13 protein-coding genes are annotated in these 18,376 nt (G+C 43.4%); 7 read left to right on the forward strand and 6 right to left on the reverse strand.

What is annotated here, in order from left to right; genetic code table 11:
* Positions 1-34: 34 nt before the first annotated feature.
* The 6 genes from R8O70_RS19030 to R8O70_RS19055 form a co-directional block, all read right to left on the reverse strand.
* Positions 35-2,758 (reverse strand): ImpA family metalloprotease, encoded by a 2,724-nt coding sequence (locus R8O70_RS19030; protein WP_258480120.1) that lies wholly within the window; start codon positions 2,756-2,758, stop codon positions 35-37.
* Positions 2,759-2,912: 154 nt separating this feature from the next.
* A complete protein-coding gene (locus tag R8O70_RS19035; RefSeq protein ID WP_053303243.1) occupies positions 2,913-3,590 on the reverse strand; it encodes an ABC transporter permease in 678 nt (225 codons plus the stop codon).
* Between the two features lie 3 nt (positions 3,591-3,593).
* Positions 3,594-4,334, reverse strand: a complete 741-nt coding sequence (locus tag R8O70_RS19040; protein ID WP_005378436.1) for an ABC transporter permease — start codon at positions 4,332-4,334, stop codon at positions 3,594-3,596.
* A gap of 81 nt (positions 4,335-4,415) precedes the next feature.
* The gene (locus R8O70_RS19045; RefSeq protein ID WP_005378437.1) at positions 4,416-5,186 is read right to left on the reverse strand and encodes an ABC transporter substrate-binding protein; all 771 of its coding nucleotides are present in this window, start codon (positions 5,184-5,186) and stop codon (positions 4,416-4,418) included.
* Between the two features lie 83 nt (positions 5,187-5,269).
* Positions 5,270-6,040 (reverse strand): ABC transporter ATP-binding protein, encoded by a 771-nt coding sequence (locus tag R8O70_RS19050; RefSeq protein ID WP_005378438.1) that lies wholly within the window; start codon positions 6,038-6,040, stop codon positions 5,270-5,272.
* Positions 6,041-6,304: 264 nt separating this feature from the next.
* On the reverse strand, positions 6,305-7,780 hold the full coding sequence (locus R8O70_RS19055) for a hypothetical protein (RefSeq protein WP_017820023.1): 1,476 nt from the start codon (positions 7,778-7,780) through the stop codon (positions 6,305-6,307).
* Between the two features lie 453 nt (positions 7,781-8,233).
* Here R8O70_RS19055 and R8O70_RS19060 point away from each other — a divergent pair, with 453 nt between their 5' ends.
* From R8O70_RS19060 to R8O70_RS19090, 7 genes are all read left to right on the forward strand, one after another.
* Complete coding sequence (locus tag R8O70_RS19060) at positions 8,234-9,781, forward strand: DUF3360 family protein (RefSeq protein ID WP_005378441.1); 1,548 nt, start codon at positions 8,234-8,236, stop codon at positions 9,779-9,781.
* A 303-nt stretch (positions 9,782-10,084) separates the two neighbouring features.
* Positions 10,085-12,361, forward strand: coding sequence for a formate C-acetyltransferase (pflB, locus tag R8O70_RS19065; RefSeq protein WP_005378442.1), 2,277 nt, complete (start codon positions 10,085-10,087; stop codon positions 12,359-12,361).
* Between the two features lie 153 nt (positions 12,362-12,514).
* Positions 12,515-13,492 carry a lipid A deacylase LpxR family protein gene (locus tag R8O70_RS19070; RefSeq protein WP_053303245.1) on the forward strand — a complete coding sequence of 326 codons (978 nt, stop codon included), beginning with the start codon at positions 12,515-12,517 and terminating at the stop codon, positions 13,490-13,492.
* A gap of 211 nt (positions 13,493-13,703) precedes the next feature.
* Positions 13,704-14,444, forward strand: a complete 741-nt coding sequence (gene pflA, locus R8O70_RS19075) for a pyruvate formate lyase 1-activating protein (RefSeq protein ID WP_005378444.1) — start codon at positions 13,704-13,706, stop codon at positions 14,442-14,444.
* Between the two features lie 154 nt (positions 14,445-14,598).
* Positions 14,599-15,264, forward strand: coding sequence for an energy-coupling factor ABC transporter permease (locus R8O70_RS19080; protein ID WP_005378445.1), 666 nt, complete (start codon positions 14,599-14,601; stop codon positions 15,262-15,264).
* A gap of 136 nt (positions 15,265-15,400) precedes the next feature.
* The gene (locus R8O70_RS19085) at positions 15,401-15,901 is read left to right on the forward strand and encodes a YfbU family protein (RefSeq protein WP_005378446.1); all 501 of its coding nucleotides are present in this window, start codon (positions 15,401-15,403) and stop codon (positions 15,899-15,901) included.
* Between the two features lie 493 nt (positions 15,902-16,394).
* Positions 16,395-18,329 (forward strand): PrkA family serine protein kinase, encoded by a 1,935-nt coding sequence (locus tag R8O70_RS19090; RefSeq protein ID WP_005378447.1) that lies wholly within the window; start codon positions 16,395-16,397, stop codon positions 18,327-18,329.
* The last annotated feature ends 47 nt before the right edge of the window (positions 18,330-18,376 follow it).

The following is an 18,376-nucleotide window of genomic DNA, read 5'->3' on the forward strand; positions in this document are numbered from 1 at the left end:
CTCAGTCTCCCTTTTCATACAAATTACCAGTTAATCACTGATTTAGCGGCCAAACCGTTTGACCATCAATAGTTATCGGTGTTTGAGCAAATTCGTTCAGACAGTAGCCTGTATTACTACTTGCAAAGTAAGTGAGCGGCATCGGCGGTAGATTCAGCGCCACAACCTGCTGTTTCGCTTTTTCTGTGAACGAGAACCCCCACATATCGAGATAGCTAGTCATATCTCGCTGAGAGATGTAGCTCAGAGCAATAAGCAACCAGTCGTTGTTCGAGATGCTATTTGCTTCTTCCCGAGAGTAGTTGGCAAAACCAATGCTCAATCGTCTCTCATCCCAAAGCGCGTCGTCCGATTTTAAGCGGTTAAACTCACGTTCAATCAGGTGCAAGCGCGCCAATAAATGCCAACCATTTTTAAGCACACCTTCATGCTGCGCCGCCATCATCATTTGAATGTAAACACGAGCGCCCCAACTCCAACTGGTTTGATTTTGCGCAGCCATGTATGCGTTTGGATCCGCTTGAGTTCGGCTAGCTTGCAATAATTCAAACTGGCCTTTGAAATCCAAGCTTTGGCAAGTTGAAACTTTTCCCGTATTCTGGAAGAAACGAGACTTACTGTAATACGAGTAGTAATTGGTCGTTGAATGCCCTTCCCAGCCTGAAAATCGGAATCGACCTTTTTCTAAACCATGACCAAGCTCATGTAAATCACCGTGACCGAGTGGGCTGAATGACCAGTAAGCATCGTAAGGGTTACCCGAACAACCATAACCACACGTCGCTTGGTCAGCGTTCATGTGCTTCACTATATCAATATTGGCGATTTCCCAACCTTGGTTTTGGGCGTATTGAATAATTTCAGGCACTTCATCTATGCCCGGCCCTTGGAAACCTGCCAGCACATGCGGGTAGTTGTGAACATATTCTTCTGTTGCAAGCGCCATTTCCGAAGGGGTAGACCACATTTCATCGTTGACCGACTCCAACATTTTGTCGCGCTTTGAGTGTACTTCAAACCCAGGAGTGATCAGCTCAGCCCAATCGAATAAATTGGCTTCTAACTGTTGAATAAAAGCGTCGTTGTCCTTCTCACTTCTCCAAACTGGATGCTGTGCCACATGATTAAATTTCAGTTCAACCGGAACATCATTTTTGTCAAAGTGAACCTGTACTGGACCACCATAAGGAGAAGTCAGCGTGATGGTTTCACCCGGCTTTACTTCATAGCCGAATGAAGTCAGCAGTTTTGGTCGCGTGTATCCATCTTTGCTGAACTCATGAGTTGCACCACTTCTTAAAGTGTTGATGACAATCTTAGTCGCCACATCATTGCTGTCATTACGTTTAACCGTAAAGGTTTCCCCAGGAAGCGCATACACACCAGCCGAACGGAAGTTACGCTTTGATTCCATATTAATCGTTGCACTGATTCTCTTTATGTCAGGGCTAAACTCACTACGGCTGAAGTTCCCCATATTTGGTTGTTTTGGGTTTACGCTTCGGCTGTTGTATTGCACGTAATCGGCAAAGTACGACTTTAGGAATTCGGTCGTTTGGGTTGATTGTTTGTCCATCGGGAAGACAACCGTTTGACGATAATGATCAGCCAGCAATACCATGAGTTTTTCGTATTGGTAGCCGTTTTGATTAAACAAATCTACTTTTTGTTCATCAAGCTTTTGCAACCAATGGCGAATGCTGTTTGCCCCTGCATAAAATTGACTGTCCATATTCGCAGTGTCAGGGCAGGATTTGTCATCACACTTTGACAAGTCAACGTTGAAATTTTGAGATTCAAAACGAGACAACAGCGCTTGTTGTGTGATGACAGAGTCCGGCACAACGTTCATCAACGATGAAGGTTCCCAGTCGACCAAGCCTAACTTACGCCAATAGTTATCTCCCACATAATCAACATGGAATTTTTCCAAAATGTCTTGGCCAAGATCAGTTAGTCCTCCATCCCAATGCAGGTATAGAACAGGAATTTGGGCTTGCTCAGCGTATTCCAAAGCTTCGAGTACTGGTTTGTTGGTATCTCCAGATTGCAGATGCTGTGACAAGATCAATAAGTTTGGAGTATTGGTTTGCAAGCAGCTAAGTAGCTTCGAACCATCGCATAGGTTGGCCTCGTTAAACGCCAGCTCTTGTGAAACATTGTCTTTCAGCCAATTCCGAGTCGCTTGCTCATCCGGAAAGTAATAAGACTGATCCATTTGCGCGATGACGACGTTTGAAGTAACTCCGCCCGACAACCAAGTGACCAGGTTACTTAACCATTGCGTCATCGCTGCGTTGGAAGAGTCGGGAAAACGTTGTGCCGTTCTAAATGGGTTACTACCTAATAGTGCGTAACGTTGACCATTAGACTTTTCCCCGGCAACGCCAATTGACAGAGCTTGATCTTTGTAACCGCTTGCCATGGCCTTATTGGTCATCAAGATGGTGTCGTTGAAGCCATACTGAGGTGCCAAGATCGCGGCATCATGGGTTGGATCCCAATAAAGACCTGAAAGGCTTTTCGCAATTGCAGATTTGATCGTATTCGACTGCATCTTGTGAGCTTCCACAACCTGATGACTTTTACGAATGAAATCGCTCGGGTCAGAAACGAGCAGTGCATTACCAGTTTCCAGAGCTTGTTGAACTGGAGCTGGCGTTGGTTTTACTTGAGCATTAGGTTGTGATTCTCCCTCTCCCCCACCACATCCTGTGGCTAAGGCGGCAATGCCCAACGATAGAATTGTTTTTTTCATTTTTACTTACTAAACAATGAGTTTACTGAATGTTAATGTAAGTTAATGAATAATAAGAAAGAGTCTTTTATATCGGCTGGAAAAATAGGAATGAAGATAACAAAATTATCAAAAGCAATAGCACCCATTCCGGTGCTATTGCCTCTATTGATAATTAGCTTAAAGGACGTAGATAAGCTAAGAAACGCCTCTCTGCCACTTTGAAACACCACAAAATCATAAACGTCAGTGCCATGTAGAACAGCCCCGCCGTCAGGAAAGACTCAAATGGTGCATAGTAGCGCGAGTTAACTAGACGCGCAGCACCAGTTAAATCCATGATGGTAACGATGCCCGCGACTGCACTTCCGTGCAGCATAAATATGACCTCGTTTGAATAAGCTGGTAATGCTCGACGCAATGCACTCGGCAAGATAATACGTCTGTATGTCATAAACTTACTCATGCCATACGCTTTCGCAGCTTCCACCTCACCTTTCGGCAAACCATTAATCGCACCACGAATAATTTCTGCGGTGTAAGCCGATGTATTCAGAATAAAAGCGACCAAAGCACAGAACCAAGCGTTCTCCCATAAGGTATCTTTCACAGGGAAAAACTGATCCATGCCGTAGTAAATCAAATACAGCTGAACCAATAGCGGCGTTCCACGGAAAAAGTAAATGAATCCCCAAGAAGGTAAGCTTAGAGCGTAATTGGTACTATTGCGTGCCACGGCTAATGGGATAGAGACACACAAGCCAATAACCAACGCTAATCCCACTAACCAAACTGTTGTCCAAAGTCCCTGAAGATAAGTTGGAAAGCTTTCAATAATCAAAGAAAAGTCCATAACTTACCTCGCATGAATACTGAACTTACGCTCAACAAGCTTGAGTAGCCCGGTCGAAACGCTGGTAAAAAATAGAAAGATGAGCGCGACAGCCATGTAAAAGGTGAACGGCATTTTGGTCGTACCTGCTGCCAATGAGCTCATTCTCACCATGTCATCCAGACCAATAATGGAAACTAACGCAGTGGTCTTAAGTAACACTAACCAGTTATTACCAAATCCAGGTAATGCATGACGAATCATCTGAGGAAGCAAGATTCTTCTAAACGATAAAGCAGAACTCATCCCATAAGCTTTCGCCGCTTCTAATTCACCCTTGTCCACCGCCATGATCGCTCCACGAAAAGTCTCCGCCATGTAGGCGCCAAAGATAAAACCAATCGTGAGTACACCAGCTATAAATGGGCTGACATCAATATAATCAGGTAAGTAAGACGTCCATTCATGGTTTGGATCACTCGAGGCAAACCACTCGTTGAGCGTTTCGTTGATGGAGTAAAGGCTGTTATTTAAAAGTATTTGTCCACCAAAGAAAATTAGCATCATCAGAACCAAATCTGGAATGCCGCGAATGACTGTGGTGTAAAGAGTGGCAATCGCCCTTGCCCATTTGTAAGGTGCTAACTTAGCTAATGCGCCAAGCATGCCTAAGACCATGGCGAGAATGAGTGAAAGCACTGCAACTTCTATTGTTACTAAAGCTCCTTTCAAAATCGAAGCTTCGTATCCTTGTAAATCTAGCATAGGTGAGTTCCTAATCCCTAAACTCAAAAAATCGACCGTTGACTACTTCTAGGAACAAGCCAACGGTCGCTTAATTACGGTTTATTCACCGTACACATCGTAGTTAAAGTATTTACCAGCAATTTCTTGGTAAACACCTTTCTCACGTAGTGAAATAATTGCTGCGTCGAGTTTCTTCGTTAGATCTTTGTCTTGTTTACGAACAGCGATACCCATACCTTCGCCAAACCATTTTGGATCGGTTAACGATGGTCCAACAAACTCATAAGCTTCGCCACCTGCTTTGTTGATCACCCCCTCTTCTAGAGCAGAAGCATCACCTAAAACAGCAGCAATTCGACCATTTTCTAGATCAAGATACGCTTCATCAAAAGAGCCATAACGCACAATTTCAACATCATCGCCGTAGTTGTCAGTTAAGTACTTGTCATGTGTCGTCGCACGTTGCACGCCAATTTTGACATCTTTAAGATTATCAAAATCTAGACCCGCACCTTTCTTAGCGATAAATTTATTTGGAATTTGTGCGTACTTGCCAGTGAAATCGACTTTTTTCTTGCGCTCTTCAGTGATAGACATTGCTGCGATGATGGCATCGTACTTACGTGCAAGCAGAGAAGGAATAATACCATCCCAATCTTGAGCGACGATTTTGCACTTCACTTGCATCTCTTCACAGAGTGCATTTGCCATGTCTACGTCAAAGCCTTTTATTGAGCCATCAGTTTCTGTCCAGCTAAACGGAGGGTAAGCACCTTCGATACCAAAGCGAACTGTTTTCCATTCTTTCGCTTGGGCAACACCTGATACTGCCGTTGCAGCAATCGTTGCTGCTAATAACCACTTTTTCATTTCCATACTCCTGTGATTGCTATTTTATTTCGTTTTGTTTGTTGTGTTGGCTTAGGAGGCAATAGTCTGCCGCCTAACAAATATTAGTAAATGGATGAGATAAACTGCTGTAATCGTTCTGAATCCGGGTTTGTAAATAGCTTAGCTGGATTTCCCTGTTCTTCCACTAAGCCTTGATGTAAAAACATCACATGGTTTGATACGTCACGCGCAAACGCCATTTCGTGCGTGACCACCAGCATAGTTCGCCCTTCATCTGCCAAATCTCTCATTACCCCCAGAACTTCTCCTACAAGTTCTGGGTCAAGCGCAGAAGTTGGCTCGTCAAACAACATCACCTCTGGGTCAACTGCTAGCGCACGGGCAATAGCTGCACGTTGCTGCTGGCCGCCAGATAAGTGCCCAGGGTAATAATCTTTACGCTCATACAAGCCTACTTTCTTAAGCAAGACTTCTGCATTTTCAATCGCTTGAGCTTTTGGCACGCCTAAGACATGAACAGGCGCCTCAATCACGTTTTCTAGTACGGTTAGGTGAGACCAGAGGTTGAAACCTTGGAAAACCATTGCCAGGCGTGAGCGAATACGTTGGACTTGCTTTTCATTAGCAGGAACAGATTCACCTGCTCTGTTGTTCTTCATTTGGATTAATTCACCATTTACCCAAATTTCGCCCGCGGTAGGCGTTTCTAGCAAGTTGATACATCTGAGAAAGGTACTCTTACCTGAGCCGGAAGAGCCAATGATGGAGATAACATCTCCTTTGTGCGCGGCAAGTGAAATGCCTTTTAAAACTTCATTTTGTCCAAATGTTTTGTGCAGGTCTTTTATATCTAGCGCTGGTACATCATTCATGCGCCCTACTCCCTGTGTTTTTGTCACTGCAATTAAGGGACTCCGCCCTCTCTAATTCGGAACAAATTAGCACCGCCCTTTGAAACTTGCAACAAATTATTAACCTAAATAATTCGAATAGAAAGATACTATAGACAAATTAATATGCAATATATAGCAACATATTCTTCAAAAGTTGAATATTAAATATAAAAAAGCCCCTTTCAAAGGGGCTTAGTAAATTTACAAAAGTGTTAATTGAAACCTATTCGAGGTCGCAATGAATTAATTAAAACGACTGACTACCAACGAGTTTGAAGTACGTAATGTCACCTCATTTTCTAAGCCTTCTTTTTCAGAAGTAATGATGCCATCTAGGTCTTCATCTAGTTCAGGCTCTGACGCTTCACCATTGGAGAAGAAGCTCATGAAAACTTTAGAATCAATATTACTATCTTCATTCACTACCAAAGCAGTGCGATTAAAATCGTCCGAAGCTGAAACTTTCAAACCGTTAACGGCCGATGTTGGGAAGTTGTAGTAATGCAATTCTGGAACAACAACAGAATCACTATCACTTGTTGTGAAAATGCGATGTGTGACCCTGTAGTCGCCTGAAGTTGCAAAGTAAGCGACACGAGTAAAGCCTTCAGTAGACGATGTTAAGCCCATGTCCAGATCAATCACGGACTCTGCACTTCCTTGCGTTGATACACTTGGTTTTGTGTTCGGCAGGTTATCAATATTTAAGTAAGCACTCGGATCAACGTCAATATCCCATCCGTCAGAGATCGTTTCGTTAAGTAGAGACTCCCAACCATTAACTTGATTCTCTGAGAACGCCATGTATACCCAAGTTTCTTTATTCGTTGCACTAGGGCGATTATATTCAACGGCCGTTTTATCCAGCTTCAACGCGTCATATGCAAAGCCGTTAGTAACAAAGCCAATGTTGAGCGAGTCGTAAGTATAGTCAGAAGACGAATAAATGTTTGACGTATTATCCGCTCTAACTAAGGCTATCTCACCAGTTCCCCACGAACCAATACCATACTGGTAAAGCGCTTTGTCGCTTGAACCTGATTCATACTGAAACAATGCCGTTGGTTCACCTTTAAGCCCCATCAGTTCATCAGTAGGCAACATATCAGGGTTCGGAGACGTGAAAATATCGGTTTGCGAGACAAAGTTGTAATCTCCGCCACCTGATTCAGCGTTTCGGTAATCTAAGTTAGTAAACTTATTGCTTGCTAAGTTACCGCCAGTAAAGCATTTGTTCAAAGAGTCTCGGTTTAGTGCAAAAGTAGCATTACGTAGTTTCTTATCTTGCAAGAACTCTTTTGAAAACGTGTTTACGCGAGCTTCTTTGCCGTTAAATTCTATTGCTTGAAACGTTACAAAGCCGCCGTCAGGGATATCTTCAAGATAAAACTTAAAGTTATCAGTGGTAGGTTTGATAATGTCTCCGGATCTTTTGCCATCGGCATCAGAGTAGTAACCGATAACATAGTTGGTCACTTGCTCTTTTGACGCTGCACTATAGGTTAAAACCGTTTTATCGCCGTTCAGCTCAGTTTTGTGGTCATATACAGTACAACCTTTCGTAGTTGCTTCACTTTCAGTCATTGTTGCTGGTATAGCAAAATCAAAAGTAAAGGCAGTTTTCGGCGCTGCACCACCGCCACCGCCGCCACCGCCGCCGCAACCGACCATTAACCCTGAGATGATTGCCACTAGTGGCAGTACTTTAAGCTGTTTCATGTCTTTTTCCTAAACTGAGCGGCAATGATTAGCCAAAAAATTGTCTTTGCTCTGTCCAAAGCAAGAATAAAGCCAGCTTTATATAATCACCGTGAATATTGACATTTAATCTGCATCTCGTGCAAAAGGACAAAAAGTTCTAATTTTATGCAACTTGTGTAATGAAATTACACAAGATCTCCGCATCTCATTCGCATGCCAGAAACTTTCTGTAGTTTTATTTCACAACCATTCTTAAAGTGATCTAAATCAATCACCCTAAATGGCTATCTTGCTAGACTCCTGCCAAAAGATGAGGCTTTTTTTGTGCCTCAACACAATAAGTTATTAGCTATGCTTAGGCACAGTGTCGACGTGTAACAAATCTAACAATAGCTAGCATAAGCGTGCCGCAGGATGCGGATTAACACAATTGAATGAAGAATTCATAACTTTTAAATATATGAGGAATCTATGTCAGACGCAGTTAACAAAACGCACTCTGATTCAGATATCGAGACCAAGAGCTACCGTGAGCTTCATCGTCCAGCATCTGAGTTCGCAAGCCGTTCAGACTACCTAGACCACGAACTACAAATTATGAAGCCACGTCGTTTTGGCTTGAACTTGCCAGGTCGTGACTTCCGCTTTGAGCTTGAAGACCTTGTTCCAGCGCTTGCTGGTACTATCGGTATTATCGCAATGTACTCTGCGGTAATGATGTCTTGGGCTGAAGGTCTTACTGCAGCATGGGACCACGTAAACTTAGGCAAGGACTTTGCTATCGAAGTTGCGCGTGTAGAAATGCTCATCCCTGCACTTCTTTTCTGTGTACTTGCCTCTGGTTTTATTAACCCTAAAGCCAACCTAGCAGGCAACCACGGCCCAATGATCCCTCTTATTGGTACCATCGCTCTTGCTGGTGCTCATCCTCTTGCATTAGCAATTCTCATTGGTGTGTTTGGTTTGATTTTGAGCCTCTTAAAAGGTGGGTCAAAACTGGTTAACCTCACCTCTGAAGGTACGGCTGGTGGCCTTCTTATTTTCTTAGGTTTAACCGGAACCATGAGCCAAATTAACTCTATTCAAGCTTGGGCTGTTGGTTTGCAATCCGATACGGTTGCCGCTGGTAGCATGGGTTACATCGGTCTAATTGTTCTTGCGGTTACCATTGGCTTATACGCGTTCCTTGCTAAAGTGAACAAACGCTGGCTAGCGATCCCTGTTTGTGCCTTCACTGGCCTTGCAATCGCACTTGCTCTTGGCGCAGGCTTCGATATTAAATTCGTAACCGAGACAGGCCTTCCAAACCTAAATCCAATCTACTGGTGGGGTTCAACAGAAGAAGGTTGGATGCTTGGTCTTCCTAATATGGAACACTTCATCGCTTCACTACCATTCGCCATTCTTGCGGTAGCAATGTGGTCACCTGACTTCTTGGGTCACCGTATCTTCCAAGAGATGAACTACCCACGTAAGAGTGAGAAAGTGCTGATGGACGTTGATGACACAATGACAATGTGTTCCGTTCGCCAAATGGTCGGTACTGCAGTGGGTGGTGGTAACATCACATCATCTTGGGGGACTTACATGATCCCTGCTGCAATCGCGAAACGCCCTATTCCTGCTGGTGCCATCTTACTAGGCTCTCTATGTATTATTGTTGCAATCCTTGGTTTTCCTATGGACGTTGCAGTATGGCCTCCAGTTATGCGCGTTGCTCTTCTCGTTGGTGTATCTCTACCACTGCTTGAAGCTGGCATGCAGATGGTGAAGGACTCGAAAGACTCACAAGCAGCAGGTATCTGTATCTTTGGTTCTGCCGTTGTTAACCCAGTTCTAGCTTGGGCACTAACTATGCTTTTAGATAACAACGGTTTAATTGGAGATAAAGAGCGCGCGTCTCGCCTATCATTTGTAGACAAGATTGTGATCCCAGTAAGCGTACTTGTTATCTGTTTAGTTGCTATGCTTGCAGTTGGTATGCTTGAAGGCCAGTATGGCATCCAAGCTTGGCTATAAGCTAGCAGTCCAGAAATTTGTGGGTAGCGCTCGTCGCTACCCCATTTTTATCGAGATTTTTGAGGATTTATTGATTTAGTTTAAGGTTTGCAAAAAAATTTTAGTTTAACCTCTAACTGTTGCTTAAAAAGAGAAACGTTAAAACTAGTGACAATATTTATAGTTTTGTAAATCGAATACGTAAATTTAAGACTATAAATATTGTTATTCATAAGAGTGTACTGTTCCCCTCTTTTATCTGGGGATAGCTGGCTCAACGGCGAAGCAGTACGTATTTTTTTCTACTAAAAAGGTAGGTATGTCATGGCAGAGCAATTTGCTAAAGCTTGGGAAGGTTTTGCTGCAGGCGACTGGCAAAACGAAGTAAACGTTCGTGATTTCATTCAGAAGAACTACACTCCGTACGAAGGCGACGAATCTTTCCTAGTTTCTGAAGGTACTGAAGCGACTAACAAGCTTTGGGCTAAGGTAATGGAAGGCATCAAACAAGAGAACGCGACTCACGCTCCTGTTGATTTTGATACTTCAGTTATCTCTACCATCACTGCTCACGATGCAGGCTACATCGAAAAAGACCTAGAAACTATCGTAGGTCTTCAAACTGACGCTCCTCTAAAACGTGCGATCATCCCTAACGGTGGTATCCGCATGGTTGAAGGTTCATGCAAAGCCTACGACCGCGAGCTAGACCCACAAGTTAAAAAAATCTACACAGAATACCGTAAAACTCACAACCAAGGCGTTTTCGATATCTACACTCCTCAAATCATGGCGTGTCGTAAATCTGGCGTACTGACTGGTCTTCCAGATGCATACGGTCGTGGTCGTATCATCGGTGACTACCGTCGTGTTGCTCTATACGGTATTGACTTCCTAATGAAGGATAAATTCGCGCAGTTCTCTTCTCTACAAGAGCGTTTTGAGAACGGCGAAGACCTACAAATGACAATGCAGCTTCGTGAAGAGATCGCAGAGCAACACCGTGCTCTAGGTCAAATCAAAGAAATGGCTGCAAAATACGGTTGTGATATTTCTCGTCCTGCTGAAACTGCGCAAGAAGCTATTCAGTGGACTTACTTCGGTTACCTAGCTGCTGTTAAATCTCAAAACGGTGCGGCTATGTCTCTAGGTCGTACTTCTACATTCCTAGACATCTTCATCGAACGTGATATCGCGGCTGGTAAGCTAACTGAAGAACAAGCTCAGGAAATGATCGACCACTTCGTAATGAAACTACGTATGGTTCGTTTCCTACGTACTCCTGAGTACGATGATCTATTCTCTGGCGACCCTATCTGGGCAACTGAGTCTATGGGGGGTATGGGTCTTGACGGTCGTACGCTAGTTACTCGTACAAACTTCCGTTTCCTAAACTCACTATACACTATGGGTCCTTCTCCAGAGCCAAACATCACTGTTCTTTGGTCTGAGCAACTACCTGAAGGCTTCAAGAAGTTCTGTGCGAAAGTATCTATCGATACTTCTTCTATTCAGTACGAAAATGACGACTTAATGCGTCCAGACATGAACTCCGACGACTACGCGATCGCATGTTGTGTATCTCCAATGGTTGTTGGTAAGCAAATGCAGTTCTTCGGTGCTCGTGCGAACCTTGCGAAAACAATGCTTTACACCATCAACGGTGGTGTGGATGAGAAGCTAAAAATCCAAGTTGGCCCGCAAATGCCTAAGATCGAAGGCGATGTTCTTAACTACGATGAACTGTGGGAGAAAATGGACCACTTCATGGATTGGCTAGCGAAACAATATGTGACTGCACTAAACGCTATCCACTTCATGCACGATAAGTACAGCTACGAAGCGGCGCTAATGGCTCTACACGACCGTGACGTTAAGCGTACTATGGCTTGTGGTATTGCTGGTCTATCTGTTGCAGCTGACTCACTATCTGCAATTAAATACGCAAAAGTTAAGCCAATTCGTGACGAAGACGGTCTAGCAATCGACTTCGAAATCGAAGGCGATTACCCTAAATTCGGTAACAACGACCCACGCGTTGATGACATTGCATGTGAACTTGTTTCTGTATTTATGGGCAAAATCCGTAAGCTTAAGACTTACCGTGATGCAATCCCTACTCAGTCAATTCTTACTATCACTTCAAACGTGGTTTACGGTAAGAAAACTGGTAACACGCCTGACGGTCGTCGTGCTGGTGCTCCATTTGCTCCAGGTGCAAACCCAATGCACGGTCGTGACGAGAAAGGTGCTGTAGCATCACTAACTTCAGTTGCTAAACTGCCGTTTGCTGACGCACAAGATGGTATCTCTTACACATTCTCTATCGTACCTAACGCACTAGGTAAAGATGAGGGTTCACAACGCGCTAACCTTGCTGGTCTGATGGATGGTTACTTCCACCACGAAGCGGGTATCGAAGGTGGCCAACACCTAAACGTGAACGTTCTTAACCGTGAAACTCTAGAAGACGCAGTTAAGCACCCAGAGAAATACCCTCAGCTAACAATCCGTGTATCTGGTTACGCTGTTCGCTTCAACTCTCTAACTGCAGAGCAACAAGCTGACGTAATCGCACGTACATTCACTGAGTCTCTATAAGACTATAGCGAAATAACGTTCTAGTAATACAACAAAGGCTGATGCTAAGTAGCATCAGCCTTTTTTTATTTCTTGAATGAAAGTTGTGATATCGCGAAAGACTTTTGCCCGCATTCTTACGTATGATGCGAAAAAAGTTAGCAAATAAAGTCTATGAGATTTAGTAAATTAATTATTCTTACCCTTCTTTCTCCAGTTGCAATAGCATCCACTAAGTCTACGGTTTCTTTTACCATCGACAACGATGGTATTTTTGGCGTCGATCAAGACTATACGAATGGTGTTTTCCTTTCGTACGCGACAGACCAACTGATACAAGAAAGCCAATGGAAATGGCTGAGTCTAGCTAACTCAGAGCACGCCAATATCGATAAAATAGAGTTGGTTCTTGGCCACAAAATGTGGACTCCAAGCGACATTGAAGCCGATTATCCACTAATCAATGATCGCCCATATGCCGGTTACCTACACACCGAAATCAACTACCTTTCCCTAACGAGTGACAAAGCTGTACGGTACAATTTCACCATAGGAGCTACGGGTGAAAGTTCGCTATCAGAAAAGGCGCAAGAAATCGTTCACGGCATAACAGGATCGACGGACCCTCAAGGTTGGGATTACCAGATTGAAGATAAAGTTGCGTTCAGCCTTGGTTACCGCGTATTTAACAAATTGATGCGCAGCGAAGAACAAAAAACACAATGGGAGATCACCAACATTAACGACATCAATGCGGGTAACTTCCGTAGTGATGTCTCTCAAGGCGTCATGTTTCGTTGGGGTACAAACCTAGCGAATAGCATCGGAGCCGCCAATATCAGTGTCGAAAGCCCTTTTTCAGCAAGTATGATCGCTCAGAATACGTCGAGTTGGTTCTTGTTCACCGGGTTTGAAGGTCGTTACCGCTTTAATGACATGACTATCGAAGGAGATCGTCCTGGCATTCCTGAACCGTCAGCGCCATACGACGTCACACTGCAAAATTGGCAAGCAAGTGCCGTCGCGGGGGTATCTTGGTACAACCAAAATTACGGTGCAAGCATCACCTTTACAATTAAAACACCGGATTATGAAGAAGCCCAAACCGATGTTTATGGGACAGGCTCGTTCTCCGTGTTCGCCTTTTTCTAAAAACTGGATTATCCCAGCATCGAAGTCAATCTAGATACACGGCAAGTTCTCGGGGTAGGTATTAACCACCTCGTGTTCAAGCGTTTATGTAGATTGGCTCCATCTATTTTCTTTCTTCAAATAACCTTGCCTTTAGTACCGACAAAGCTGTTTTAACCCTGCTTTTTGTAATAAAATAACAGCTAGAATTTACTAGTAATGAGAGCAAAAGATGTCAACAGCTGGTCGTATTCACTCATTTGAGTCATGTGGTACCGTAGACGGACCTGGTATTCGATTTATCGTCTTCTTGCAAGGTTGTTTAATGCGCTGTAAGTATTGCCATAACCGCGATACTTGGGACACGCATGATGGCAAAGAAGTCACGGTTGAAGAAATCATTTCCGAAGCGAAAAGTTACCGCCACTTCATGAATGCATCAGGTGGTGGCGTTACTTGTTCTGGCGGCGAAGCGATGCTTCAACCGGAATTCGTACGTGATTTTTTCCGCGCTGCTAAGGCCGAAGGCATTCATACATGTCTAGATACTAACGGTTATGTTCGTAAGCACACTGATGTTATCGATGAAGTACTGGATGCAACAGACTTAGTCATGCTTGACATCAAACACATGAAAGACGAAGTGCACCAAGATCTCATCGGTGTATCCAACCGACGCACATTGGACTTTGCTCGTTACTTACAAAAAATCGGAAAGAAAACATGGATTCGCTATGTCGTCGTGCCTGGTTACACAGATGACCCAGAAGCAGCACACATGCTTGGTGAATTTATTAAAGACATGGATAACATCGAAAAGGTCGAGTTACTTCCTTACCACAAATTAGGGGCTCATAAGTGGGAAGCGTTAGGCTTAGAATACCCACTCGAAGGCGTAAACCCGCCACCGAAAGAAACCATGGATGAAATTCAATCCATTCTTGCTCAATACAACGATAACGTAAAATACTAAGTGAACCGCAAGACTAACCTCTTTAAAATACCAGCTTATTGCTGGTATTTTTTTGATTATATCTAAGCCTTATCAGTGAGTTTCTCTGCGGTCATTTAGGTAGAAAAAGAACGATAGAAATGATTGCGTCATGTTCGCATAGGAAGGAAGTAACATGGATTTGTTTAACTTAGGCTCTCTTGTTGTCTCAATTTGGATAGTAGTAGTCTACTGCCTACCAGATTGGAAAAAAGTCGTTTGGCCCAAACTGGAAAAAGAGAAAGGATTTCAGCACCTCGTTTTTGCAACGCTCTTCTTTTTCAGTATTTTATGGACAGCTCAAGCAGGTGTAAAAGAAGGATTACAGATTCATTTTCTTGCGCTAACAACGCTGACGATGATGTATGGTTGGCGTATGGCATTTCTACTCAGTATCCCTGCAATGCTGGTCAACCACCTACTACATGATGTGTCCTTGCTACTCTTACCCACGTCGTTAGTTCTATCTGCCCTAATTCCGATTTTCATTAGTTACTTAGTGTTTCTTCTGAGTTACCACTACTTGCCACGAAACATTTTTGTTTTCATCTTCGTTGCTGGATTTTTCAATGGCGCGATAACAGGAAGTCTGCACCTCATCATTAACTCTTTTTATCACCTATCAGTTGGTCACTACGATTGGGAAACCATTCAACATAACTACTTTGTTTTTGTGCCGTTGCTCGCCTTTCCAGAAGGTCTATTAAATGGTATGGCACTGGCGGTTTTAACCGTATTCAAGCCAGAGTGGCTGAGAGTATTTTCAGACCGAGACTACATATACAATCATTACCATAAATAAGTGTTTTCAAACTGGTCAAAAGTGACAGTTCTTGCCATTTTTTAGTATTAAATATGTGTTGAGATCATGTTTCACTCATGTCTTAAGCGTTAACCTAAGCACATTAAAAATGTATTAGATATCTAGTGAGGTCACCATGGAAATGTCAAACGCTCAACGTTTGATTCTATCAAACCAATACAACCTTATGTCTCAACTTGATCCAAGTAATGCGGCCAAATACAAACGCTTACAAACGATCGTTGAACGTGGTTATGAACTACAAATGCGAGAGTTGAACAAAGATTTCGGCTGCCTCTCAGAAGCAGAGTGTCGTGAGATCATCGACGTTATGGAGATGTATCATGCGATGCAAGAGTCTTACAACATGCTAGACGATGAAGATCGCAGCAACGTGGATCAACGTCGCTTGAAGTTCTTGGGATTTGATATCGCTTCAGAAGCGCAACAAGTACATTACGTACGTTTTCTCATCGATTCTGAAGGTTTGTACCCTCAGTTTGACAAGGCAGATCATCACTTTAACAGCCAAATGCCGATGCTAGATAAATACCGCCGTATGCTGCAAACTTGGCGTAACTGCCCTCGTCAGTATCATTTATGTGAAAACGAACTAGCGCAAATCTTCAGCGCATAAAATGGTCGTCTAAGAATGAGGAGAGCGCCCGCTCTCCTTGTTATTTACCCTGTCACAAACTTATCTAAGACTTTGCTCTCTTCCTACCTCTTTCACTTGCCTTGCTCAATGTAGAACAACGAATCACTGAGACTCTTCCGTCTTTGCCAAATATTTGATTTCTATTGCACCTATTCACGACATAAATTCGTCCTTAATAAAAGAGTGATTCAAATGTCACTTTTACAATAAATTCATAATTGTTAAGCAAAATTGCAAATCCCCGACTAGGCTTAAGTAGAGAAAGGCTGTGATTGAAAAATTCATATCCACCGCTCACCGTTGTAACGAAAAAACCGTCCATAAAGCAAAGTCTTTGGTGTCGCCAATCTTACATTCTGTACGAACCAAATGTGATAACAGGACGTATATTCAAACAACAACGAGCATAACTGTTGGTGGAAAGCCTGAATCAACGTTCGTCGGTAGACTGACTATTAAAGGGGAAAGCGACATGAGTATTTTCGACCACTATCAATCAAGATATGAAGCTGCAAAAGATGAAGAGATGTCGTTACAGGAGTTTTTAGCCCTGTGTAAAGATGACAAAAGCGCTTATGCTAATGCAGCAGAACGCCTACTGATGGCGATTGGTGAACCAGAGATAATCGATACGGCAAAGGATCCGAGACTAAGCCGAATCTTCTCGAATCGTGTTATCTCTCGTTATGAAACCTTTAAAGACTTTTATGGCATGGAAGATGCCATAGAACAAATTGTGTCTTACCTAAAACATGCGGCGCAAGGCCTAGAAGAGCGTAAGCAGATTCTTTACCTACTCGGCCCTGTAGGTGGCGGTAAGTCTTCGCTTGCAGAAAAGCTTAAGGCTCTGATGGAACAGATGCCTATTTATGTTCTTACTGCTAACGGCGAACGCAGCCCAGTGAATGACCATCCATTCTGCCTATTCAAAGCCACAGAAGATGGCGATATTTTGAAAAAAGAGTATGGCATCGAGCACCGTTATCTTCGCTCGATCATGTCTCCTTGGGCCGCTAAACGTCTTCACGAGTTTGGTGGTGATATCACCAAATTTAAAGTAGTGAAAGTACGCCCTTCTATCCTTGACCAAATCGGTATTGCCAAAACTGAACCAGGCGATGAAAACAACCAAGATATCTCATCATTGGTTGGTAAAGTCGATATTCGTAAGCTTGAACACTATTCGCAAGACGATCCAGACGCTTACAGCTACTCCGGTGCGCTGTGTAAAGCAAACCAAGGTTTAATGGAATTCGTTGAGATGTTCAAAGCACCAATCAAAGTGCTTCACCCGCTGCTAACAGCAACGCAAGAAGGCAACTTCAACGGTACAGAAGGCCTTTCTGCGATTCCATTCGACGGTATGATTCTGGCTCACTCAAACGAATCTGAGTGGCAGACCTTCCGTAACAACAAGAACAATGAAGCGTTCTTAGACCGTGTTTATATTGTGAAAGTACCTTACTGTCTACGTGTTTCAGAAGAAGTCAAAATCTACCAAAAACTTCTTGAAAACAGTGAGTTGTCTCAAGCCCCTTGTTCACCAAGCACGCTCGAGACTCTGGCACAATTCAGTATTCTTTCTAGACTTAAAGAGCCTGAAAACTCGTCCATCTTCTCTAAGATGCGCGTATACGACGGTGAAACGCTGAAAGATACGGATCCAAAGGCAAAAAGCTATCAAGAGTATCGTGATTATGCTGGTGTCGATGAAGGCATGAACGGTCTCTCAACACGTTTTGCCTTTAAGATTTTGTCACGCGTATTTAACTTCGACCAAACCGAAGTGGCAGCCAACCCTGTACATCTATTCTATGTGATTGAACAACAGGTTGAGCGCGAACAGTTCCCTGCTGAAACAGCAGAGAAATATCTCGAGTTCTTGAAAGGCTACCTAGTACCTCGATACGTTGAATTTATCGGTAAAGAGATTCAGACCGCTTATCTTGAGTCTTACTCTGAATACGGCCAAAACATCTTCGATCGATATGTCACCTATGCAGACTTCTGGATTCAAGACCAAGAGTACCGAGATCCAGAAACTGGTCAGCTATTTGATCGCTCTTCACTGAATGCTGAGCTAGAGAAGATCGAAAAAACAGCTGGTATTTCTAACCCGAAAGATTTCCGAAACGAAATCGTTAACTTTGTGCTTCGTGCGAAAGCGAATAACAATGGTCAAAACCCGGTTTGGACCAGCTACGAAAAACTGCGCACAGTAATCGAGAAGAAAATGTTCTCCAATACCGAAGAGCTACTTCCGGTTATCTCATTTAATGCGAAAACCTCTTCTGAAGATCAGAAGAAGCACGACGACTTTGTCGCTCGCATGATGGAAAAAGGCTATACCGAGAAACAGGTTCGCCTACTTTCTGAGTGGTACCTACGAGTACGTAAGTCATCCTAACCCAGTATTGAGTTAGGTCGCTTGTGAAACATGAAGAGGGCTATTTC

The organism is Vibrio sp. 779(2023), from assembly GCF_033344285.1.
Lineage (GTDB): Bacteria > Pseudomonadota > Gammaproteobacteria > Enterobacterales > Vibrionaceae > Vibrio > Vibrio alginolyticus.